This is a genomic window from Paenibacillus sp. PastF-3, assembly GCF_029893135.1.
In the GTDB taxonomy this organism is placed as follows: Bacteria; Bacillota; Bacilli; order Paenibacillales; family Paenibacillaceae; genus Paenibacillus_AQ; species Paenibacillus_AQ nitricinens.
Window position 1 is genome coordinate 707,075 of record NZ_JARXWM010000001.1, and the last position, 22,857, is coordinate 729,931.

Below are 22,857 nucleotides of genomic sequence, written 5' to 3' on the forward strand. Positions count from 1 at the left end.
TCTTTGTTTTTCGCTTCGTCTGTACACTCAGCCCAGCCAATGTAGTTATCAACTTTATTCCTGAGACATTGGAGTATGGTACACTTCAAGACAAATCTTGGTCATTTCATCAATGGATTTTGCAAAATCGGATTGTATCCATTTGAGAAGAACATTATAGAGGGCCCCCGCTTTAAAGTAAATTCGGTACACATTCTCATCGCTTTTGTCATGAGCAGTTGAGAGCATCATTTCATTCAAGCAATCCAGAATCACATCATCAAACTTCGCGCTTTGAAGTGCTTTGTAGATGTTACGCTGCTGATAAATAACTTCAAAAAGCACTTTGATAAATTTTTGAGGTTCTTTGGCTTTGCCTGTTAATTCATTGGTGTAAGGCAAAAGTTTTTGATTAATCTCGAAAATAAGCGAATCGACCAAATCCACCAGAATCTCTTGCTTGGATGAATAGTTGTTGTAATAAGCCGTTCGAGAGACCCCTGCGCGCTTCACAATATCGGTGATGGTAATTTTGTTAAAAGGCTGTTCCTGGATCAAGAAGACTAAAGCCGTGCAAATGGCTTCTCTTGTCAAACGGTTGGTTTCTTTATTGGACTGATGCTGAGAGGTATTTGGGCTGTATAATTCATGATTTGGGATGACATTTCCCCTCCGTTTGTACATTCTAGTGTTCGTTTTATTGTTTTTCATGAGTCTTTTCAATATGCTAAAACCATAAGGCATTACAAATGTAATGTCAAAATAGGAGTTAGATAAAATGGGAGGGCGTCATGTTAGAGAGCTTATATAGACGATTGTCAGCGGTGCTGCTATTGATCCTAGCACTCTGTGCTGCGGTATTTATTGGTAAAGAAACGGTAATCTCGATAGTGACCATTATCCTTTTGTTAGCGGAATTAGGCATCTCCCTTTTACTATTAAAGAAGCGTGAGAAGTTACAGTTCGTATTTATTAGTGCAATGGTGGCAGAAGGGTTATTCTTACTAACAAAAGAATATTGGCTGCTTGCGCTTTCCATCCTACTGCTGATCGTAGCGGGTTCATGGAGAGGACTCTATGGGCAAACGGTGAGCAGAAGAGTCACTCCGTTTCTAGTGGTTCGAAAAGTGTTATTCAGCATTGCAGTTCTTACCGTTACTGCATTTTGGGGGATTGGAATCTATGCAAAACCTATTACAACGCCTGTGGAATTAGCAACTGAAGCGGCTGTGACGATCGATGAACGTACATTGGATTCTGCAGCAGTGATGCTGAAGGATATTGAAGTGATGAATTCTTTTGGAAGCCGTACAACCGGTTCTGAGGGTCACAATCAATTTATTGCATGGCTGGAGCAGCAGGTAACGGATATGGGGCTGCAAGTCTATCGTGATCGCTATTCTTTTGACCGATGGGAAGAAAAGAGCAGTTCGTTAAGGATTGATCAGCAGCCCATTCATGTCTCTTCAGCTTTTCCCTACTCCGGGGGAACTGACGAAAAAGGTGTAACAGGGGAACTGGTATATACGAAGCGTGGTGCATATGATCAGGCTAGCGGAAAAATTGCTGTCATTGAAATTGAAAATTTTAAAAATTTTCCTAGTGGAATCGTAATGAACATGCGGGATTCATCTCCAATGAAAAACCAAATTGCCCCAAATGAAGGGGATCTAGTGCTCACTACGGCTTTAAAAGAAGCTAAATTGGAGCATGCGAAGGAAATGGGTGTAAAAGCAGTTATTTTAGTCTGGAAAGGAGTATCCGATGATAAGATAGAAAAGCAATATGTACCTTTTACCACCGATTATGCTGGAATCCCTGCGATCTGGGTCAATGAAACGGAAGGGCAAAAGGTGATCAGCGCAGCTCATGAGCACAAAGAAGGTACGGTTATTTTAGAAGCGGAAATACAAAAAAATGCCCCAACAGAATCCTTTTATGTGAAAATTGACGGTAAAAATAAAGACGAAGCAATTATCGTAAATACCCATACAGATGGGATTAATGTGGTGGAAGAGAATGGCGCTGTGGGCATGCTGTCCATGATTCGTTACTTGCAGCAGGAGCAGCCGGAACGTACGATGATTTTCGCTTTTGTAACAGGGCATTTTAGATTACCGGAATTCAAAGGATCCTCTCAGGCGACTTCCACTTGGATGGAGGGGCATCGTGAGCTCTGGGATGGCGCGAACGGCCATATGAAAGCTGTAGCTGGAATTACGGTTGAGCATTTAGGCAGCATGGAGTGGAAGGACGATGATACAGGTAAATATGGTCCAACTGGACAAATAAGTACAGAATATACCTATGCGGGCAATGAAATGATGGCAGCCATTTGGCTGAAGGCTATTGAAAAGACAGACGGCACACGGACTGTATTATTACGTGGACATAACAAGTTTGAGTTTGGAGAGAGTCAGCCCTTATTTGAAGCAGGGATACCCGTGATTGGCTTCATTCCAATGCCAGACTATCTGCTCGTAGATAGTGAAAACAGAGAGATGGACAAATTTGATGCAAAGCTTATGCATACGCAAATTGTATCGTTGCTGAAAGCGGTCAAGCTAGTGGACGCAACGCAGACGACTAAGCTTGGGAAGTCAGATGGGTATTCTTTCTTCTATGGTCGTACGAAATGATGGTGGTAATAGTGTTAGAAGAAAAGGAGAAAGAACTATATGTTAATCAAAAATGTTGAGGATATTGAATTACAAGAGTTTACAACTTGCTTTAACGATGCCTTCTCCGATTATGTCATTCCATTTCAAGTTTCTGAGCAGCATTTAGCTGATAAATTTGCAGGTGCGGGTGTTAATTATCAGATGTCATTCGGTGCTTTTGATCAAGATAAGCAGGTTGCATTTGTTATGCATGGCATCGGTGAGCGTAACGGCGAAAGAACTGCCTTTAATACCGGTACCGGAGTCGTTCCTTTATATAGAGGAAAACGGCTGGTCGCACAAATTTATCGTCATGCTTTTCCCATCCTCAAAGAAGCCAATATTCAAAAATGTTTGCTTGAAGTCATCCAAACCAATGTTAAAGCTATAAAAGCGTATAGTGCTTTAGGATTTCAAATCCATAGAGAATTAGTTTGCTTCAAGGGTCGTATTAATGTAAACCTTCCGGCCGATCATAGACGTACATTCATTTCTATGGTTCGACTGGAAGAATTCGATTGGACATCGGTACATGCTTATTGGAATTTCGAACCTTCTTGGGAACAATCCGCTGAGGCAATTTTACGAAACCCGCATCTGTACGATGTGGTCACCATAATGGAAGACAACAAGATTTGTGGATACGCGGTAATAAAATCAGCCAATGGAGCTGTTCTACAGTTCGGCGTTTTGCGAGAAAAAAGAAATCAGGGATTGGGACGTTCCTTATTTCATTGGATTGGAGAGAGACATGCACTCATCACCGTCAATAATGTAGACAAAAGAGATATAAATTCTATACGTTTCCTTAAAGAAGTTGGTCTTGACGTATTTATAGAGCAATATAAGATGAAAAAAGATTTGTCATAACGAAGATGATATTCGCTTTAATTCAAAAACACTGATGAGTTGAGTCAGTGTTTTTTTGTTGCCAAAAAAGGGTATATATAAAGGATTGGAATGAGAAAATATCGTGTTTCTCTAACATCGAAATACGAGAATACTTGTAGCATCACATATAAGCTAATGAATCAATAGCTCCTTCGGATGCTTTTTGTGTTATTCACCGAGTTGTTAAAAAGATTTGTCCCTTTCTTGAACGTTTAGAGATGAAGAGGTCTCAGTGATTGAATTACTAAAAATTTAAGATATGATAATTTTAATCATTAGGCCACTATATTAATCGGATTGCTTCAGTATCAGGTAAATAGGTCTCGCCATCTCTTGCTTTGTGAAATTTTTCTCTTTTTACATAGCAAACAACGAGGAACGTCATACTAAAACGAACAGGCAATGATATCTCTGAGCCTTGTTTAATCTGATATTGAATGCAGCCTACAGTTAGCTGGCCTAATCATAAGCATCAAATGACGAAAAATGAACAGAGTTTGAAGGGAGCAGTAAAGAATGGAAATTGATACGGTGCTATGGAGCAGGCTGGTTACAGGCTTGACTCTTGGGTTCCACGTTATTTTTGCGACGATTGGCGTCGGTATACCGCTAATGATCGCTATAGCAGAGTTCATAGGAATCCGAAAGAAGGACCCCCATTATACCCTTATGGCAAAAAGATGGTCTCGAGGATTTGTCATTTCTGTAGCGGTTGGTGTCGTGACCGGTACAGCGATTTCACTACAACTGGCCCTGGTATGGCCGAATTTTATGAAACTGGCGGGGAATGTTATTGCACTTCCGTTATTCATGGAAGTGTTCGCTTTCTTTTTTGAAGCCATCTTCCTAGGCATTTATTTGTATACGTGGGATCGGTTCAAAAATCCGTATATCCATTGGCTGCTGACGATTCCGATTGTCGCCGGTGCAGGGATGTCTGCCGTTTTTATTACGACGGTGAACGGATTCATGAACCAGCCTGGAGGCTTTGTCATGGAAGCAGGCCAATTCACAGCGATTGACCCAGTGCAAGCGATGCTGAATACAGCGACGTTCTCCAAGGTGTTCCATGTATTAAGCTCGGCCTATTTAACAGGTGCTGCCCTATTAGCCGGAATTGCAGCCTTTGCAATGCTGAGAAAAGGGGTATCCGCATACCACAAAAAATCCTTGAATCTCATGATGGCGGTTGTTTTGCTGTTCGGCTTGCTAAACACATTAGCTGGAGATGTGTCCGCCAAGTTTTTGGCCGAACATCAGCCGGAGAAGCTTGCAGCGGCAGAATGGCATTTTGAGACGGGTAGCGGTGTGGATTTGGTTCTAATGGGATGGCTGAATGCAGAGCATGAAGTTCTAGGGGCTCTTCATCTGCCGAAGGTGCTCAGCTTCCTGGCCTTTGGAGACTTTAATGCAGAGGTAACGGGACTGGAGGAATTCCCCAAAGATGAATGGCCGCCGCTTCTCGTTCATTATCTGTTTGATTTAATGGCCGGAATTGGATTTGCCTTACTCGCGATAGCGGTCCTGTATTTCCTGTTTGTGTTCTGGAAAAAACGTAATGCGCTTAACAAGTGGATGCTAAGCATCCTCGCACTGATTGCGCCGCTCGCTTTTCTGGCTGTTGAGCTGGGCTGGTTTTATGCAGAAGTTGGGCGACAGCCTTGGATTATCCGTGGATATATGCGTGTAGAGGAAGCAGCCACGACTTCTCCGAATGTAAGAATTATTTTCTTCGGCTTATTGCTCCTGTACATCGTACTCGGCAGTATGTGTGTAATCGTGCTAAGACGCTTGTTCAACAATAATCCGGCAGAAGTTGAGCTGGAGAAATATATGAAGGATCATCCTGATCAATCTACTACAGAAAAGGGGGGCACTGCATGATGAGTTACGAATTGATTGGCATCTCGGTGCTCTGGCTGTTCTTGTACGGCTATTTAATTATAGCTTCTATTGATTTCGGAGCGGGCTTCTTCGCCTTTTATGCACGTTTGACGAAGCAGGATCATTTGATTAATCGTCTAATTTCCCGTTATTTATCACCCGTTTGGGAGATCACAAATGTATTTTTTATCTTTTTCTACATTGGCATTGTCGGATTTTTTCCAGACACAGCCTATTATTATGGCTCCGCGCTACTTGTTCCGGGAACCATTGCAGTAATTCTTCTTGCGATTCGCGGTTCGTTCTATGCATTTGAAAATTACGGCTCAAAGAAAAACATTGTGTATCTTTTTTTATATGGAGCTACAGGTTTACTTATTCCGGCTTCGTTGTCAGTGGCGCTAACCTTATCTGAAGGCGGCTTTATCGTGAAGCAGGGGGAGACGGTTTCTCTGGATTACTGGGAGCTGTTTACCAATCCGTTATCGTGGAGCATCGTTGGACTGGCAATCGTGTCCGTTTTGTTCATAAGCGGCTCCTTTCTGACATTTTACGCATCTCGGGCAGAGGATCATTCTGCGTTGAAGCTGATGCGTAACTACGCCCTGTTTTGGAGTACACCGACAATAATTCTTGCACTGACAGCATTTATTTATTTGGGTCAACACAATGAGCGGCATTTTCAAAATATGATGGATTTATGGTGGCTGCTGGGACTTTCCGTTGCTTTCTTCATGATCGCGATGTGGCTGTTATATAACGGACGCCGTTACGGATTAGCTTTTATATGCATCATGTTACAATTTTTCTGTGCCTTTTTCGCATATGGAATTGGGCAATACCCTTATATTCTTGATCCGTTCATCACGATTCAGAGCAGTGCAACTTCGCCAGCAATGGGCTTAGCGTTAGTTATTGTGTTTATCGGTGGTCTATGTCTGTTGATCCCATCCCTTATTCTGGTCTTCAAACTCTTCCTGTTTGATGCGGATTATGTAAAAGGGAAAAAATAAAGCTGATTGATCTATTACGGCGTGTTTGAGGTTTCTCTACAAGCCTGTATATAAAGGAAGTGTGATCTGTGAAGAGGAAATCCAGTCTGATTTCTCAACAAATGTCTTTACAAAGGAAAAATATGGCCCTCCTCGCGGTTATTTCACTCGCGCTTGGCGTAGCTATTGTGAGTCAGGCTGGATTGCTTGCTGAAGCAGTCCAGCGGATTTTTGTGGAGAGGGCTTCGTTCTCATCGGTTATCCTGTTACTCGGCATACTTCTGGCAGTTATGGCTGTACGCACACTGTTGTCGTATGGAAACGGTAAAGTCGGCTTGCAAATGGCTGCCACTGCCAAAACAAATATGCGCGCAGCCGTATTGCAAAACTTGACCCATGCTTCCATGCCCGAAACTCTTAGTGGGCAGACGGGAGGGAAGGTCAGCATTGCTCTGGATGCTGTGGATGAGGCTGACAGTTATTTCAGTCAGTACATGCCACGTATGATGGAAGCAGCTATCATCCCGATTCTGATTTTGGTCGTTACATTTACTCAACATGCCAACACAGGTTTCATTCTCTTGTTTACAGCTCCGTTTATCCCGCTGTTCATGATTTTGGTAGGGCTGAAAACAAAGAACAAATCCGAAGAAAAATATGCGCAACTGGCTGAGTTTTCAGGGACATTTCTGGATTCTCTTCAAGGGCTGGTGACGTTGAAAATATTTGGACGGGCTAACCGTCAGCAGCAGGAGATTGAACGCAGCAGTCTGGGTTATCGGGATGCTACGATGGGAATTTTGAAGATTGCATTTACGAATACCTTCATGCTGGAATCGATCGTGATGTTAAGCATCGGCATTGTCGCTCTCGAACTGGCCATCCAGTTGCTCGTTTTCAAATCTATGACCTTCCACACCGCCTTTCTTGTTTTGTTGCTCGTTCCCGAATTTTACAACCTGTTAAAAAATACAGGAACAGCCTTTCACAGCGGCCGAACAAGTATGGGAGCGGTTCGTAAGGTGGAACAGATGCTTGTGGAGACGGCAGGGGTGAGCAGGGAGGCGAATGGCAATGAAGAGGTAGAAACATCCAATGAAATCGACGAGATCGACAATGATAACCTTTCAATGCCGCCATCCATAGAAATTGACCATCTACGGTTTCAGTATGCTCCAGATTCATTCGAGCTTAAGACGGGTCTGATCCAGCTTAGTCCAGGAGAACACATCGCCATCGTTGGCAAAAGCGGTTCCGGCAAAACGACTTTGCTTCATCTTATTGCCGGTTTGCTGAAACCAGAATCTGGAACGCTTCTGGTAAATGGAAACCCACTTTCGCAATACGATGAGGCCGTATGGTTCGAACATGTTAGCTACATTACGCAGCATCCGTATATTTTTGCAGGCACATTTTCTGAAAATATTGCGATTGGTGCTGGCGGAAACATCTCCAGAGCTGAAATGGAGCGGGCGGGAGAGGAAGCTGGCCTTACTGCGCTTACAGGCCAATTGGAGCATGGATTGGATACCTTTGTGGGTGAAGGAGGCCGGGGACTGTCTGGCGGGGAGAAGCAACGGCTTGCCTTGGCACGCGCTTTTTTGAAGCGACCTGCTGTCATTCTGTTTGACGAACCTACAGTTGGGCTGGATTTGCATACCGAGCAGGTACTGCAACGCTCCATTGCCAAACTGGCAAAAACGGCTACGATGATTACGGTGGCTCACCGATTATATACGATTCAACAAGCCGACAAGATTTTGTTTATGGACAATGGAGTATTGGTGGACTCCGGACGACATGACGAGCTCATGAAGCGCCTGCCCGAGTATGCCGAGATGGTTAATATAGAGCGGAAAGGGAGGGTATCATCATGAATGAGCTGGCTGTTCTATCAAAGGCGATGTTTCAGGAGCGCAAGGATATCGTTCTTTCGATTTTGTGTGGATTTATCGCCGGAATTGCCGGAGTGGCACTCTTTTCCGCGAGCGGGTATCTGATCTCGCAAACAGTGTTTGCGCCGCCGCTTTATACTTTGATTGTACTCACCTCGATGGTCAAACTGCTCGGTCTGCTTCGGGCGGCGAGTCGTTATGGAGAACGCTTGTATTCTCACCGAGCGACATTCTCCATGCTTAGCCGTTTACGTACATCCTTTTTTGCCAAGCTTATTCCTTTAACGCCTGGTATATTGAACAAAAATCGAAGCGGGGATCTGCTTGCGCGGATCGTTGGGGATGTGGAAAGTTTGCAAAATTATTTTTTGCGAGTCGCTTATCCTCCGATCATGGTCGTCATGGTATTTTTGGCTACGGTGCTGTTTACTTCTACCTTTTCGATCTGGATTGCCGTTTTATTTGTACTAGGTATGCTGATAACGGCATTCGTTGTACCGGGAATTGTGTTACTCGGGCAGCGGAGAATACATGGACGCGTTCGTGAGCAGAGGGCGCAGCTGTCCACGGAAGTTACCGAAGTGTTGTACGGTTTCCGGGATTTGAAAGTATATGGTCAATTGGCACAGCGGGAGGAGCATCTTCAGCATGCTTCCGCTGTATTGGCAGCTGAACAGCAACGAGCTTCCGGGCACTTGCTGCGCGGGCAATCGATGCACACTTTTGTTACGTTTCTCGTTTCCTGGGGAGTGCTGACGCTTGGCGCCTATTTAATTATGGAAGGTGCACTTGCAGGCGTATTTCTTGCCATGCTGGTCATGGCATCACAAACCGTATTTGAAGAAGCGACAGCTATGGCCACATTACCCGCGTATAAAGAGGATAGCGAACACGCAGCCAACCGACTGACGGAAACCGTTCAGACCTTTGATGAGCAGTTCTCGCAGCCAAGTGGCACAATGTCTGTTAATCATGCTGTTACGATGGAACTATCCGATGTTACGTTTCAATATGAAGGGGAGTGGAGACCGGCACTCAGGGATATCTCTCTGCACATTTTACCGGGCTCCAAAACGGCGATTGTCGGGCCGAGTGGGTCAGGAAAATCAACGATTATCGAATTACTGCTCAAGCTGCGAACACCAACGGCTGGCGATATCCGTTTAAACGACATTTCGGTAAAGGAACTGGATGAGTCGAGCATTTGGCAGACGGCTAATGTGGTGTTGCAGCAAAGCCATTTCTTCAGGGGCACGATTCGGGACAATCTGCTGCTGAATGGAGAAGAACATACGGACGAACAATTGTCTGATGTGCTGGCTAAAGTGCAGCTGCCCAATACATCGTTGACCGATAGTGTGTATGAAAAAGGGGAGAATCTCTCAGACGGCGAGAAGCAGCGACTGGCTCTGGCGCGAGCGATGCTCCGCAAAGGACGCGTATGGCTTCTGGACGAACCAACTTCATCGCTGGATTATGTGACAGAGCAACAGGTTTTGAAGCATCTCTTCGCACAAGCAGCTAATGACACGCTTCTCCTGATTTGTCATCGGCTTACCGGATTGGAAGAGATGGACCAAATTGTGGTCATGGACCAAGGTAAGGTAGTCGAAACGGGTTCCTATTCGGAGTTGATGGAGCAAAAAGGCTATTTTTATGAAATGAAAAAAATCGAACAGCAAATGATCGGAGAAGTTGGCGGATGTTGATTTAGTGACCTCAACTCCCCAAACTCCAGCTCCTTTAACTAGATTACTTAAAGGAGGATTCCCCTTTTGGCATGATACGTAGTATGCTAAACGACACGATAGCACAATAATACACTTAACAACAAATTTTTCTTATATCCTTTTAGGAGAGTGCTACTAGTAAGTCATAAGTCCTTCTCCATTTTTTATCATAATCGTTTCTAAGCACCGATTTTAATTCCGTGGAACAATTCAAAAGAACGGCCGCTGTTCGCATCGTTTGCGACAGGGCCGTTCTTTTGTTTTTCGTAGGCTAGCTTTAAATTGCTATTCTTGCCAAACACTCATAGGGTCCCATGGCTTGATCTGATTGTCATATTTTTCAGCCAAAAAAGCTTTCATGTCTTCCAGCTTAGCAGGCACCTCGTTCCAAATTGGAAGGGGGGGTAACCCTCGTTTGCTTTTCAATAAGATATCCACTGTAACATATAAGCGTTCTGGCTGAATCCAATGAAGGAAGCGGGAAATATCCATTTGCTTGGTCAGGGACAAGGAATCAATTTCATCATTGTAATGCTTGTTGAACTCGCTGATCAGGTTCAGGAGGTAATCTCTCTGCTCCCTCACGAAGTTCAAGCTGCAAATGGCGCCATGTCCTGGAACAACGATTTCGGGTTTAATTTCATCAATAATGCGATCAAGCACTTTAACCCAATTGAGGGTTCCCTCTTCGCTGTATGCCGTACAACCGTTAAACACGACATCGCCGGCGAACAGCACTTTTTCTTTTGGCATCCACAACAGCAAGTCACTGTCAGAGTGGGCTGGAGCTACATTGTAAATCATAACTTCCGTATCGCCAAGACGGATGTTGATATCGTCCTTTATCTCAATATTCGGGAGTACCCATTCTACGCCCTCCAGGTCGAATCCTTCAAATTCCGCTGCAAAAAACCGCTCACCCGGAGTCGATTCCGTAGAATCCTTTCCTCTTCTGATGACGCTGTCCATCCAGGCGATATTTTCGGTGAGACGCTCTCTGGAGGCTTCCTTGTGCATAATAATACAAGCATCTTCAAACGCTTTGTTTCCCCAAGCATGGTCACTGTTATAGTGCGAGTTCACCACATAAGCGGGAGAGCCGCCGTTGCTTACTTCCATAAAAGTCTCCCGCATTTCCCGCGCATGGAACAAATCGAAGAACGTGTCATACACCAGTCCTTCACCCTTATTGATGAAGCCGGCATTGGCCCAACTAATCCCGCGATACGGCGAAATACCGGCAAAGACGCCATCTGCGACTTCAATAAATTTAACGCGAGGTTTTTGGATAATACGTCCATACTTCATGAAAATTCTCCTTTTTCGTATATGTTTTTGGGGTAAGGCATATTAACTATGGCTTTATTATAGAGAATGGAAAACAGAAATGCAAGCAAGCACTTGCATGCATTTATTCTATGCGATAAGATAGTAACAGAACAACATCACACTAGGTGGAGGTGAGCAACATGAAGCTAGTAACCTTTCGAACCAAGACATCCCAGGAACCTTTGTTTGGGCTTGTAATTAACGAGAAATTTGTCGTGTCTTTTGCCGCAATCATGAAAAAGCAGGGAACATTCGTTGACAGTCTTGAAAGTATGGACCGCTATCTTCATTATTTGCCGGCAAGTTATGATGCCGCTAAGGAATTGATATACAGGGCCAGAAAGAGAAGAGCTCAAACAAAAAATTGCTGAAAAATTCCAGCAAGATTCGAATAAAGTAACTTTCAGTTATTACAAATGTAACCATAATGCATTAATTGGCGATGGGGATACGATTCATTGGCCTTCGTACTCTTCCTACCTGGATATCGAGCCAGAGCTGGCCTTTGTTACAGGAATGGAGAACTGCATTGCAGGTTATGTTATTTTTAACGACAGTACTGTCCGCGATGTGCAATGGCCGGATTTCCTGGCGCTGACCGGACCGACGCGCTGCAAAGATTTTGATCACAGCAAAGGAATAGGACCATTTCTGGTTACGCCGGATGAAATCGAAAATCCGATGGGACTGGATGTGGATGTATACATCGGGGAAAGACTGCACTGGAAGGGTAGCACATCTGAGTATTCTGCACACCCTGCAAAAGTGATGGAGGAGGTTCTCAAAGTTTTCACGCCGCTCCCGGGCACGATTATTGGAATGGGGACGATACGCTTTAAATAAACATTTATGAAAATGATGACCCCGATCCTGCTGCATGTGCAATACTTGTAGTAGAATGGGTTTAACATATGTTAAAGGAGAAGTACAATGCAAACTTCAGACAGAATTATTGAAGCCGCGACACGTCTCATCAAAAAGAATGGCTATCGGGGAGTAAGCACCAAAGCCATTGCAATGGAAGCTAAAGTTAATGAATCTACGATTTTCCGGCAATTTGGAAACAAGCAAGGCATATTGGAAGCCATCATTGAAAGACATTCGGATATCCCGCAGTTTGAGAAGCTGTTAAAAGAGGAAGCGACCGATAACCCGGAAGTCGATCTGCTGAATGTAAGTCAGCAATACCGTTTATTTTTCCATAAAAATGCGGACATCATTTTAATTGGCATCCGCGACAAAGGAATGCTTCCCGAATTAGACAGAGTGCTGGCCGATCCGCCGGCGAAGCTTCACTCCTTGCTGGTTGAATATTTTGAACGCTTGCAGAAGAAAAAAGTTATAGCCAGACAGAATGAGCGTCTTGTCGCAATGTCTTTTCTCTCGATGTGCTACGGATTTCAGATGAGCGAGCTGATTCACCGGCAATATCAATCCCAATTTGTCACCGAGGAAGAGTTCTACAAGCATAGTGTCTCATTGTTTGTTAAAGGAATTTTGGCTCAGTCATAAGCATTATTAAATTATTTAATGAGAAGTCAACACTTAAGTCAACGGGCTGAGTCTGGAAACACGGTGTTTCTATCCATTCATCTAATGGAAGAGCTTGCAGCAACAGCAACAGTTGATGATGTGGTGATTATTAAGCATGGAACAATCGTTGCAGATGGAACATTGGAGAAGCAAAAGGTAACCCTCTCACGCTGGAGGACGCCTTTTTGCTCATATTGTAGTTTTTAGTAATGGAAAATAAAATACGTGGATGCATTATATAAAAAACATGACTCAATTAAGCCCAATTTTTTCTAGGGCTTTTTTTGTTTGGGACCTCAGGATTGTGTTTGGTCTATACTTAAACTTTCGGGTCAGTTTTATTGTACGAACTTTAATGCAAGACAATCATGCCTATTGGATGGGGATTTTCCAAGGTTGTACTTACTTAATATCTTATAAGAAATTCTTGAAATCACAGAAATTTATCCGGGTAGTGGGATGCTATTATACAAATATAAATAAAGACGAGGTGATGATATGCAAGCAAAATTGGCAGCGGACGCCATTCCCCTCACCAAAAAGCGGAATTCATGGATAAGAACGATAAAAAAGTATAAAGTGATGTACGCTCTCTTGTTCCCGGCATTAGTTTACTTTGCCGTATTCAAATACATTCCTATGGCGGGAATCATTATTGCTTTTAAAAACTATAACCTAGCATTGGGACTATGGGATAGTCCATGGGTGGGATTTAGAAATTTCACAGATTTTATGAACGGCGTTTATTTCTGGGACATCATGAGAAATACGATTATCATATCCCTTTATAAGCTATTGTTCGGTTTCTCAGCTCCTATCATACTTGCTTTGCTGCTCAATGAGGTTTATACCCAATGGTTTAAGAAAATCGTACAAACGATCACTTATTTACCCCACTTTCTATCATGGGTCATTGTTTATGGAATGATGGTGGCATTATTAGCCCCAGGGGATGGTCTTTTTAATATGATTTTTAAGGAAATTGGTGTTGAGCCCATCTCATTTCTAACGGAACCTGCCTGGGGCAGACTGCTGATCATCTTATCTGAAATATGGAAGGATATTGGTTGGGGAGCTATATTGTACCTTGCAGCATTAGCAGGAATCGATCCAAGCTTATATGAAGCGGCAAGAATTGATGGCGCTTCCAAGTGGAGACAGCTTTGGCATGTAACACTTCCCGGCATTCGAGGCGTGATGATTCTGATGCTGATCCTTAAATTAAGCCATATTCTGGATGCTGGTTTTGACCAAATATTTATGTTTGCCAACAGCTTTAATCAAGAGAAGATCGACATTATCGACACATGGGTATACCGTGAAGGGCTCGAGCGACTTAGGATTGGCTTGGCTACTGCTGTGGGATTGTTTAAAGCGGTCATCGGATTTGTTTTAGTGTTGGCAGCGAATAAGCTCGCCAAAAAATTCGATGGGCAAATTTGGTGAGGTGGTTATCAATATGATCAATTTGACAATCGGAGAGAAAGTCTGGCAAGCAGTCGTTTATTTTATTCTTATTTTGCTAGCGCTACTTTGCTTACTACCCTTTCTATATGTGGTTGCTGTTTCAGTGACGCCAGAATCGGAAGTGTTAAGAAGAGGAATTGTTATTATACCAGAAACCTTTACCTTTCTAGCCTACAAAGAAGTATTCATTTCTCATGGTATCGGTCAGGCGTATAAAATTACATTGTTTCGAACGATAGTAGGCACTGCTCTCAATGTGTTCTTTACGGTAATAGCGGCATATCCGTTATCCAAAAAATATTTGCCGGGTCGAAGCCCATTTTTACTATTCATTGTCTTTACCATGATGTTTGGGGGAGGATTAATTCCGACTTATTTACTAGTCCGCTCTCTGGGATTGCTAAACAGTCCGTGGGTATTGATTATTCCACAGCTCATTAGTGCATTTAATCTGGTGATCATTAAAGGCTTTTTTGAGCAATTGCCTGCTGAAATCGAGGAATCAGCGAGGGTAGACGGTGCAAGTGAGCTTCAGTCGTTATGGCGGATCATTTTACCCCTGTCCTTGCCCGTCCTTTCCACAATTTCCTTATTTTACGCAGTCGGGCATTGGAACAGTTATTTTGATGCTATTGTTTATATCAATGATTCCAACTTAATGCCGCTTCAAGTGATCTTGCGCAACATCCTGCTTAACGTCGCAACACAAAGTGCTGATTCGCTTGCCAATACCGGAGCTGTTAGTACGTTCGCTATACAAATGGCAGCAGTTGTCGTGACTACAGTTCCGATTTTGATCGTTTACCCATTTATGCAAAAGCATTTTACCAAAGGTGTACTCTTGGGATCGGTTAAAGGTTAAAAAGCTATTCCAACCTGAGTTGTTACGGGGAAACCGTGATAATATAGAAGCAAAGGAGAGGTCATTATGCAACGTAAAGCGATTACATTGGCTATTCTGACAGCAATGGTCGGTGTGGGAACGGTATTGTCAGGATGCGGGGACAAAAAAGAGGTTAAATCGACAGCTTCGAGTAATTCGCAAGGCGAGCCAAATAAGTCTGAAACCAAATTGAAAATCTCGATGTTTAACCAAGGCACTTTCAACGCTGCTGCTCCGATTCCTCCTCGTGAAGAAGATATCCAACGCCAAATGTTAGAAAAAGCAGTGAATATCGACTTGGAAATGATGATTCCTCAATCCGGGCAAGCAACGACTAAATTAAATACCCTCATAGCTGGAGGAGATATTCCAGATTTGATCTTCTTGAAGAGCCGGGCTGATCTCGCGCAATATTATGATCAAGGCGTTCTTGCGGATTTGACACCGTATCTGGATCAATTTCCTGAATTGCAGAAACGTTTTAGCAACGACTCCTGGGAGGCGATGTCCTATCAAGGAAAAACCATTGGAGTTCCAGGTTATGATAATGTAAACGGAATCAGTCGAAGCTTCTTCATTCGCAATGATTGGCTGAAAAAACTGAATATGGAAGTGCCCACGACACCTGACGAGTTATTCGAAGTTATGAAAGCCTTTACAGAGAAAGACCCGGACGGTAATGGCAAAAACGATACGTACGGATTCATAGGCGGCATGAATAAAGAAGGCAATCTGCAAACCTACGGCTTCGATAGTTTGATGTGGATGTTTGGCGTCAATCCTCCTTCAGCCATTGATGTGAAAGACAATAAACCGGTGTTCCTGTTTACCGACCCAAAAATGAAAGAAGCACTCGCTTATATCAATAAAATGATGGAAGCTAAAGTTGTAGATCCAGACTGGGTGACGATGAATACTCCCGATTTGTTGGACCAAAAGTTATTTAAGGGTAAAGTTGGCTTCATGATAAGAGATGCCCGCAGGCTGGAACCAGATTATCAGCAGAAAATGAAAGAAATCAGTGGAGAGGTGCCGGAATGGATCGTCATTCCTCCTATGATAGGTCCTTATGGTGATCAAATAGTAGAGAGAAAATCGTTCCAAGGCAATTCATGGGCCATATCCAAGAAAGCGGATAAGGATAAAATCATTCGGATCTTGTCCATGCTGAATTATCTCTTTACAGACGAAGAAGCATATCCGAATTTTGCATACGGAATCAAAGGTATTCATTGGGATGTAGTGGACGGCAAGATTAAGAATAAAACCTCCGAATTATCAAAGGAAATGAAAGAAAAGTACCTATGGGTTGACCATTATAGAATGCCGCGTCGCGGTGATGATGCTGAATACTTCAGCTTCCAGAATCCTAAGACGGCAGAAGCTTTTAAGAACAATCAGAAATACGTAGCGCCTACTTTACCCGGGAATTTATTGACCGAAGACCCGAACGATACATTGGCAGCTGACCGCCAACGTTTCATTAATGAAAGTCTGGTTAAATTTATGACCGGCAAAGATCCTCTTTCTAACTGGGACAATTTCCTCAATACGTTGGAGACCAAGTTTGATATGCAGAAATATAAGGACACAGTAATCAAGCAATTTAAAGAAGCGGGCTTAATCAAGTAAATCAAGTAGAAACGGCTTCGCCGTCCTTTTAAAGGACGGTACCGTTTCAGCGAGAAAGATAAGGAACAATTTGCGCGAAGCATATAAATTCTTATCTTTTAAACAAAGAGAGTGGCTATAAATAGCCCCTCTCTTTATTGAAATATAAGAAAGTATAAGTTTTACTTTATACTTTATCCTTCTATTTCTCGAAGAAACGCTTATCGTCCTTAAAAAGGACGCCGAAGGCGTTTCTTCTTATCATATGCTATTATTTGTTTAAAACAGATTTAAAAGGAAGATGATCGATGCGAAGAAGAATCAGCTTGCCTTTAAAGTTATTTTTTATCGTGTTTGCATTTGTATTAAGCTGCATAATCTTAATAAGCCAATTGTCTTATCACTATGTCCAAAAGGAAATAAGAACCACTGACATTTATTACACCAACCAAATCCTTGACAAGGTAGATCAGTATTTCACAGTTAATTTTTCCTCCTTCCAGACGATCCTGTTCTCGGTCGAAACATCGGTGAAAGCCAACATTGAGAATACAGAAGTGATTAAAAAGCAATTAAGAGAGCTGTATGAACTCAACAGTAATTACGTCAGTAATATTTATTTGATCAAAAGCGATTTATCCATTCTAGGCGGGAGTACACCTACCCGAATATTCGATGAACCTTTAGCTGAAAGAGAACCTTTGTTTGATGCGGCTGACAAGAACAGAAGGACTACATTTGTCAGTGATCCTTACAAATCTAAATATTCCGGCTGGACCGTTACGATGGTTCGATATCTGAACAGTGCTCCGTTTCCTATGGCCATTGCGGTAGATTTGGATCTAAATGCCATTGAAGAGACCTTGTTCAAGATTAATAAAAAAGAACAAATGGATTTGGCTCTAATCACCGCATCAGGAAAAATCATTGCCGGATTTCCGGAAAATAAAGGACCCTTAAATATTCAAGATCATACTTTTTCAATCGGTGAAACGTCAGCGAAACAAATTCTGGAGACTACAGAAACAAGCCTTCAACTGCATACCAAGGATGGCATTGCGGTCTCCCTTCTGAAAAAACCGACTGAGAAATTCAACTGGACCCTCATCTCGATCAACGATGAATCCCGCTTGAAAGCTGCTTTGTCCAGATTAGAAACCTATTATATCGGGCTTCTAGCTGCTGGTCTTCTCTTAAGTCTGTTCATTTCCTTTTTTATTGCCAAATATATAAGGACCCCTCTCTATGCGCTCAAAACAAAAATGAAGCGGGTGGAGCAAGGCCTCCTCACAACTACAATATCGATTAACCGAAACGATGAGTTTGGAGATCTCTCCCGAGCATTCGATCGTATGCTGCAGCAAATTGTGGAACTGATACGGGGAGCAGAGCTACATAATGAACTTGAGCGGAAGCTGGAGATCCAAGTGCTTCAGTCTCAAATAAACCCTCATTTTCTGTATAACACGCTTGGTTCTATAAGCAATGTCATACGACTCGGACAAATAGAGAAAGTAGATGTGGTGATCGAGTCTCTCATTTCAATATTGGAATATGGGATAGCTGATGCTTCGGAGAAGGTATCACTGCGTCAGGAATTGCAAAATGTATCGGACTATATCGCGATCCAGAACATCCGCTATAACAGGAACTTTCACTTGATTGAAAATATCGAAGCAGATTTAATAGACTTCCCAGTTTTTAGAATGCTGCTGCAGCCCCTTGTGGAGAATAGTATCTTCCATGGTTATAACGGAGGGGGGATCGTAGGCCCTATTACTATTCATGCGTACAGGGAGGGCAGCAACGTCATCATAGAAGTAGTGGATCAAGGCGAGGGAATTCCAACTGATAAAATAAAGCATGTTTTGATTTCAGAACCGAGTGATGTGGAAGTGAAAAGGAAAAGAATCGGGTTAAATAATATTCATGACCGAATAAGACTTCACTATGGTGAACAGTTCGGGCTCCAAATCATAAGCATACCTAAGGAAATAACCCGTGTTCAAGCCTTATTCCCAGCAGGCTCGTTTAAAGGAGATGCATGATGGTGAGAGACTACACCTGCTTCATTGTTGACGATGAAGATCTAATCATTCAGAGATTGGAATTGTTTTTTAACGAGCTCTCCCATAGAGATAAGCGATTTCATTTAGTGGGAAAAGCGAATAATGGGCTGAAAGGGATAGAGGAGATCGCAAAGCTTAAACCGGATATCGTGATATCTGATATTGTTATGCCGCGGATGGATGGAATTTCCATGATTGAGCAGCTAAAACCAAAGCTTCCCCATACCCAATACATTCTTTTGACCGCTTATTCATCTTTTGAATACGCCCAGAGAGCTATTCAAGCCAACGTATTGGAGTACATTGTTAAGGTTCCGCTCAGGGAAGCGGATTTAGTTCGCGCTTTAGATAAGGCAGCCGGGATTTTAAATGAGGTTAAGAAAAAAGAAGCGGAAATTCAATCGTTAAACGTATCCGTGCTTGAGAATAAATATAGAGTCCGCAAGCAATTTTTTAACGAGCTTATCAGAGGTGAAATCCCTTCTCATCGGGCATCGGATTTTGCCAATCGTATGCAATTCCATTTCTTTCAAGCCAACTATTGCTGCTTCATTGTTGAAATGAATTTGTATGAAAGTTTCCGGAACGATTATTCAGCGTCAGATCAACACATTTTGAAATATGCGATTACGAATATAATCGAAGAAACTGTGGTGAATGGTGGCAGGGGTGTAGCTGTAGATCTATCCGATAATCGTTTTATTGGCTTTCTTTCCTGGGAAAATAATCGCAGTGATATGGACACGGAATATGCTTGCCATTCATTGGGCAGTCAGATCGTCTCCCATTTACATCAATATCTGAATCAAAGGGTATCCGTCGCTTTTGGAGGTCCGCACCGAGGCTGGGAATCCATCAAACAAGCTTACATGGAAGCTAATAACGTGAGTGAGGATTTCTATTATCATGAAGAGAAAGTAGTCAAAACCCCCATGCATCGGTTCCAATACCGTAATGACAAAAAGGAGGCCTTTCAGCTGAAATTGGCTGATTTTCTCACATGGGTACAAAGGAAAGTTTCCAAGGAAGAGCTGGAGAAAGAACTCTCTGATTTAAATCAATTTGTGACGAATTATAAAATTCATAAGTCTATCATGGCACCTATGCTTCAAGACTTGTACAGAGACATTACTGCGAAATTTAAATCGGGGAAATCGTTGACCACGGATGTATCAGAGTTTCCTATAAAATTCATGACATTTCGGGAGCAGCTTGCCTATATTGGCGACTTCACATTCGAATATGTACACGCTGGCCAACTTTTACATCGTATAGAAATCATGAGTGCTATGCGATTTATAGAGAAAAACCTGAAACAGAGATTAACGCTGGAGGCGATTGCCGAGGAAGTGAATTTAGCTCCATCGTATTTTAGCAGCTTATTCAAAAAAACAATGAACGAGGGCGTTATCAGCTACATCAACCGCAAAAAAATCCACTTAGCTCTCGAGCTGTTAAATGTTCAGGATTATTCTTTATTGGAATTGTGCGAGGAAGTAGGAATTGTGAATGAAGGTTATTTTTGCAAATTATTTAAAGAATATACGGGTGATACGCCTAAGCAATACCGGATAAAAATGACACGGTATGAATCCTAATAAGGTTGCAAAAAATGTATAAATTTCTCGCGAAATCATGTAAAAAAAAAGTCATCAAAAAGCTTACCATGATAGAAGGATCTAATCATGGAGGTTATCAAAATGGAGCTTATTAAAGCAGATGTAACTGTCGTAGGCGGAGGTATTGCTGGGATATGCGCTGCCATTGCTGCCGCACGCCAAGGGCTGCAGGTTTCACTTATTAATGATCGGCCGGTTCTTGGGGGAAATGCGAGCAGCGAGGTCAGAGTTCATATCAACGGGTCAGCATATCTTGGAAACAGTCCATCCTATTATGCACGCGAGGGCGGATTGGTGGAAGAACTCAAGTTGAAGATTTTTCACTATAATCCGTTATACAACAAGAAGCTGATGCTTTCGCTTTCGGATACGGTCTTGTTGGATATGGTTTATGCTGAACCTAACATTTCTCTATTTCTGAATACATGCGTGCATGAAACGGGCATGGCGAACGGCAGAATTAAATGGGTGGAGGGCCTTCAATTGGCTTCCGAAAGAAAATTCCGTTTCGAAAGCCGAACCTACATCGATTGCTCCGGGGATGGAGTTGTCGGATATCAAGCAGGTGCTCTCTTCCGCTGGGGGAGAGAAGCGAAGCATGAATATAAGGAAGAATTGGCTCCTGAAGTGGCGGACCATTTCACCATGGGCGATACGATCCTGTTTCAAGCCCGTGACGTAGAATATTCCGTTCCATACAAAAGACCAGGCTTTGCATATGATATTACGAAGTTGGCCTTTTTTGATAGTATCAGAAAAGGCTTAAACCATCGGTCTTTACCTAGAAAAATCAACGGGCTTGGCGGATTGTGGTGGCTGGAATACGGCGGACATATGGATATTATCAAGAATAATGAAGACATCGCATTGGAACTGCGGAAATTGGTGTACGGAATTTGGGATTATATCAAAAATAGCGGCGAATTTGATGATGTGGACAATCTCATCTTGGATTATGTATGCCCAATCCCGGGAAAACGGGAGTCGAGGCGGTTCATTGGGGATCACATGTTGTCTCAGAACGATCTCGCCGCGAAGCCGCATTTCGAAGATGCCGTATCCGTCGGGGGATGGTATATGGATATACATGCTGCTAAAGGCATCTATGATGAGGGGCCGGCTACAGCTTGGAATTTCGTGCCTGGCTTGTACAATATCCCTTTCCGCAGTTTATATTCACAAAATATTCCTAATCTAATGTTCGCTGGCCGCAATATAAGTGCTACCCATGTGGCATTCGGATCTACGAGGGTAATGGCAACCTGTGGTTGTATGGGTCAGGCGGTTGGAACAGCTGCTTCGTTATGTTTGAAATATGAGGTGGACCCCGCAACGATAGTCGAAGCTCATATGGGAGAACTGCAAGAGCTGTTGCTTCGAGACGGGCAAACGATTGTAGGGCTTCAAGAGGAATTGAATCCTTATTTTGCTGATGGATTAACTATTCGTGCCTCGTCTCAGCGCAGCTATGACAATGTTCATCCAACCGAAGAGATTTCCTTGGAGAAAGGGTTATGTTTAGTCTTGCCGATTCAGACATCCATGGCGAAAAGTGTACGCATCAAAATTAAAAACAGGTCCGAGCATTCGGAAACTTTGCAGGTGAAGCTGTTTGGCGGGGAACGGAAAGAAAATTATATTCCGACCAGCGAGTTAAAAGATTACCGCTTGGTTATTGCAGCCGGTCATGACGACTGGATTACGCTTAACTTGGGCTGCAAGAGACCGGCTGACGATAAAATCTACATCGTATTGGAAGGTACGGCAAGCCTTGCCGTCTACGTCAATGAAGAGAAATTGACAGGAGCGGTTAGCTTCTATTATAGACCGGAAGAACCTTCCAGGCTGAAGAAATTCAATAAGAGCATTTGCTTTAAGGAGCTATTGCCAACCCAGAATATGTATAATCCCGAGAATGTCGTCAACGGCTTCTCCAGACCTTATGGTCTACCGAACGGCTGGATTTCTGAACGTACGAAAGAACAGGAATGGTTGGAATTCTGTTTTTCAAGCCCCAAAAAGGTAGACGAAATCCATCTCGTCTTCAATTCACAGTTGGATTTGGAGCATTTCAACGACCCGATCGAGTCCCTTATTCAAGACTATGATATGACCTTGACCTTAGAAGACGGAACAGAGAGGACAATCATAACTCGTGGAAATTATCTCACGCTGAATAAACATAAGGTGAAAGCGAAAGATGTAACCCGAATCCGCTTCGATTTCTGTGCAACTTATGGTTCGTCTTATTTTGAAGTGTTTGCTGTAAAATGGTTTTCTCCTAAATTTGATAAATGAGGTCAGGTGAGGTCGCG

Annotated in this window: 18 protein-coding genes; 16 read left to right on the forward strand and 2 right to left on the reverse strand. The window is 43.0% G+C overall.

Annotated features, from left to right (window positions below; genetic code table 11):
* Positions 1 to 54 precede the first annotated feature (54 nt).
* Positions 55 to 690, reverse strand: a complete 636-nt coding sequence (locus M2444_RS03265) for a TetR/AcrR family transcriptional regulator (protein WP_179283793.1) — start codon at positions 688 to 690, stop codon at positions 55 to 57.
* An 80-nt stretch (positions 691 to 770) separates the two neighbouring features.
* On the opposite strand from M2444_RS03265, the gene M2444_RS03270 reads away from it, so the two are divergent.
* From M2444_RS03270 to cydC, 6 genes are all read left to right on the forward strand, one after another.
* The gene (locus M2444_RS03270; RefSeq protein WP_094878744.1) at positions 771 to 2,618 is read left to right on the forward strand and encodes a zinc-binding metallopeptidase family protein; all 1,848 of its coding nucleotides are present in this window, start codon (positions 771 to 773) and stop codon (positions 2,616 to 2,618) included.
* A gap of 39 nt (positions 2,619 to 2,657) precedes the next feature.
* Positions 2,658 to 3,509 (forward strand): GNAT family N-acetyltransferase, encoded by an 852-nt coding sequence (locus M2444_RS03275; protein ID WP_094878745.1) that lies wholly within the window; start codon positions 2,658 to 2,660, stop codon positions 3,507 to 3,509.
* Between the two features lie 537 nt (positions 3,510 to 4,046).
* Positions 4,047 to 5,414 carry a cytochrome ubiquinol oxidase subunit I gene (locus M2444_RS03280; protein WP_094868950.1) on the forward strand — a complete coding sequence of 456 codons (1,368 nt, stop codon included), beginning with the start codon at positions 4,047 to 4,049 and terminating at the stop codon, positions 5,412 to 5,414.
* A complete protein-coding gene (locus tag M2444_RS03285; protein WP_094868949.1) occupies positions 5,411 to 6,427 on the forward strand; it encodes a cytochrome d ubiquinol oxidase subunit II in 1,017 nt (338 codons plus the stop codon). Before M2444_RS03280 ends, M2444_RS03285 begins: the two co-directional genes overlap by 4 nt.
* 68 nt (positions 6,428 to 6,495) lie before the next feature.
* Complete coding sequence (gene cydD, locus M2444_RS03290) at positions 6,496 to 8,283, forward strand: thiol reductant ABC exporter subunit CydD (RefSeq protein WP_094878746.1); 1,788 nt, start codon at positions 6,496 to 6,498, stop codon at positions 8,281 to 8,283.
* Positions 8,280 to 10,010 (forward strand): thiol reductant ABC exporter subunit CydC, encoded by a 1,731-nt coding sequence (cydC, locus tag M2444_RS03295; RefSeq protein WP_280786262.1) that lies wholly within the window; start codon positions 8,280 to 8,282, stop codon positions 10,008 to 10,010. The genes cydD and cydC overlap by 4 nt, the downstream gene beginning before the upstream one ends.
* Before the next feature lie 306 nt (positions 10,011 to 10,316).
* On the opposite strand, the gene M2444_RS03300 is transcribed toward cydC, so the two are convergent.
* A complete protein-coding gene (locus M2444_RS03300) occupies positions 10,317 to 11,339 on the reverse strand; it encodes an MBL fold metallo-hydrolase (RefSeq protein ID WP_280786263.1) in 1,023 nt (340 codons plus the stop codon).
* A 161-nt stretch (positions 11,340 to 11,500) separates the two neighbouring features.
* Between M2444_RS03300 and M2444_RS03305 the strand changes: the two genes are divergently transcribed.
* The 10 genes from M2444_RS03305 to M2444_RS03350 all read left to right on the forward strand — a co-directional run bounded on the left by M2444_RS03305 (position 11,501) and on the right by M2444_RS03350 (position 22,840).
* Positions 11,501 to 11,731 (forward strand): hypothetical protein, encoded by a 231-nt coding sequence (locus tag M2444_RS03305; RefSeq protein WP_280786264.1) that lies wholly within the window; start codon positions 11,501 to 11,503, stop codon positions 11,729 to 11,731.
* A 64-nt stretch (positions 11,732 to 11,795) separates the two neighbouring features.
* Positions 11,796 to 12,203, forward strand: a complete 408-nt coding sequence (locus M2444_RS03310; protein ID WP_280786338.1) for a fumarylacetoacetate hydrolase family protein — start codon at positions 11,796 to 11,798, stop codon at positions 12,201 to 12,203.
* 87 nt (positions 12,204 to 12,290) lie between these two features.
* Positions 12,291 to 12,872, forward strand: coding sequence for a TetR/AcrR family transcriptional regulator (locus M2444_RS03315; protein ID WP_094868944.1), 582 nt, complete (start codon positions 12,291 to 12,293; stop codon positions 12,870 to 12,872).
* Between the two features lie 18 nt (positions 12,873 to 12,890).
* Positions 12,891 to 13,100 carry a hypothetical protein gene (locus tag M2444_RS03320; RefSeq protein WP_280786265.1) on the forward strand — a complete coding sequence of 70 codons (210 nt, stop codon included), beginning with the start codon at positions 12,891 to 12,893 and terminating at the stop codon, positions 13,098 to 13,100.
* A gap of 291 nt (positions 13,101 to 13,391) precedes the next feature.
* Complete coding sequence (locus M2444_RS03325; RefSeq protein ID WP_094874416.1) at positions 13,392 to 14,339, forward strand: ABC transporter permease; 948 nt, start codon at positions 13,392 to 13,394, stop codon at positions 14,337 to 14,339.
* A gap of 13 nt (positions 14,340 to 14,352) precedes the next feature.
* Complete coding sequence (locus tag M2444_RS03330; protein WP_094874417.1) at positions 14,353 to 15,222, forward strand: carbohydrate ABC transporter permease; 870 nt, start codon at positions 14,353 to 14,355, stop codon at positions 15,220 to 15,222.
* Positions 15,223 to 15,288: 66 nt separating this feature from the next.
* Positions 15,289 to 16,875 (forward strand): extracellular solute-binding protein, encoded by a 1,587-nt coding sequence (locus M2444_RS03335; protein ID WP_280786266.1) that lies wholly within the window; start codon positions 15,289 to 15,291, stop codon positions 16,873 to 16,875.
* A 287-nt stretch (positions 16,876 to 17,162) separates the two neighbouring features.
* Positions 17,163 to 18,902 (forward strand): sensor histidine kinase, encoded by a 1,740-nt coding sequence (locus M2444_RS03340; RefSeq protein WP_280786267.1) that lies wholly within the window; start codon positions 17,163 to 17,165, stop codon positions 18,900 to 18,902.
* On the forward strand, positions 18,899 to 20,521 hold the full coding sequence (locus M2444_RS03345; protein WP_280786268.1) for a response regulator transcription factor: 1,623 nt from the start codon (positions 18,899 to 18,901) through the stop codon (positions 20,519 to 20,521). Before M2444_RS03340 ends, M2444_RS03345 begins: the two co-directional genes overlap by 4 nt.
* Before the next feature lie 87 nt (positions 20,522 to 20,608).
* On the forward strand, positions 20,609 to 22,840 hold the full coding sequence (locus M2444_RS03350) for an FAD-dependent oxidoreductase (protein ID WP_280786269.1): 2,232 nt from the start codon (positions 20,609 to 20,611) through the stop codon (positions 22,838 to 22,840).
* The last annotated feature ends 17 nt before the right edge of the window (positions 22,841 to 22,857 follow it).

What these genes read in the sequence shown, in the direction of transcription:
- M2444_RS03265 (WP_179283793.1), bottom strand. Translation starts at nt 690, where the DNA reads ATGAAAAACAATAAAACGAACACTAGAATGTACAAACGGAGGGGAAAT.
- M2444_RS03270 (WP_094878744.1), top strand. Translation starts at nt 771, where the DNA reads ATGTTAGAGAGCTTATATAGACGATTGTCAGCGGTGCTGCTATTGATC.
- M2444_RS03275 (WP_094878745.1), top strand. Translation starts at nt 2,658, where the DNA reads ATGTTAATCAAAAATGTTGAGGATATTGAATTACAAGAGTTTACAACT.
- M2444_RS03280 (WP_094868950.1), top strand. Translation starts at nt 4,047, where the DNA reads ATGGAAATTGATACGGTGCTATGGAGCAGGCTGGTTACAGGCTTGACT.
- M2444_RS03285 (WP_094868949.1), top strand. Translation starts at nt 5,411, where the DNA reads ATGATGAGTTACGAATTGATTGGCATCTCGGTGCTCTGGCTGTTCTTG.
- cydC (WP_280786262.1), top strand. Translation starts at nt 8,280, where the DNA reads ATGAATGAGCTGGCTGTTCTATCAAAGGCGATGTTTCAGGAGCGCAAG.
- M2444_RS03300 (WP_280786263.1), bottom strand. Translation starts at nt 11,339, where the DNA reads ATGAAGTATGGACGTATTATCCAAAAACCTCGCGTTAAATTTATTGAA.
- M2444_RS03305 (WP_280786264.1), top strand. Translation starts at nt 11,501, where the DNA reads ATGAAGCTAGTAACCTTTCGAACCAAGACATCCCAGGAACCTTTGTTT.
- M2444_RS03315 (WP_094868944.1), top strand. Translation starts at nt 12,291, where the DNA reads ATGCAAACTTCAGACAGAATTATTGAAGCCGCGACACGTCTCATCAAA.
- M2444_RS03320 (WP_280786265.1), top strand. Translation starts at nt 12,891, where the DNA reads ATGAGAAGTCAACACTTAAGTCAACGGGCTGAGTCTGGAAACACGGTG.
- M2444_RS03325 (WP_094874416.1), top strand. Translation starts at nt 13,392, where the DNA reads ATGCAAGCAAAATTGGCAGCGGACGCCATTCCCCTCACCAAAAAGCGG.
- M2444_RS03330 (WP_094874417.1), top strand. Translation starts at nt 14,353, where the DNA reads ATGATCAATTTGACAATCGGAGAGAAAGTCTGGCAAGCAGTCGTTTAT.
- M2444_RS03335 (WP_280786266.1), top strand. Translation starts at nt 15,289, where the DNA reads ATGCAACGTAAAGCGATTACATTGGCTATTCTGACAGCAATGGTCGGT.
- M2444_RS03340 (WP_280786267.1), top strand. Translation starts at nt 17,163, where the DNA reads ATGCGAAGAAGAATCAGCTTGCCTTTAAAGTTATTTTTTATCGTGTTT.
- M2444_RS03345 (WP_280786268.1), top strand. Translation starts at nt 18,899, where the DNA reads ATGATGGTGAGAGACTACACCTGCTTCATTGTTGACGATGAAGATCTA.
- M2444_RS03350 (WP_280786269.1), top strand. Translation starts at nt 20,609, where the DNA reads ATGGAGGTTATCAAAATGGAGCTTATTAAAGCAGATGTAACTGTCGTA.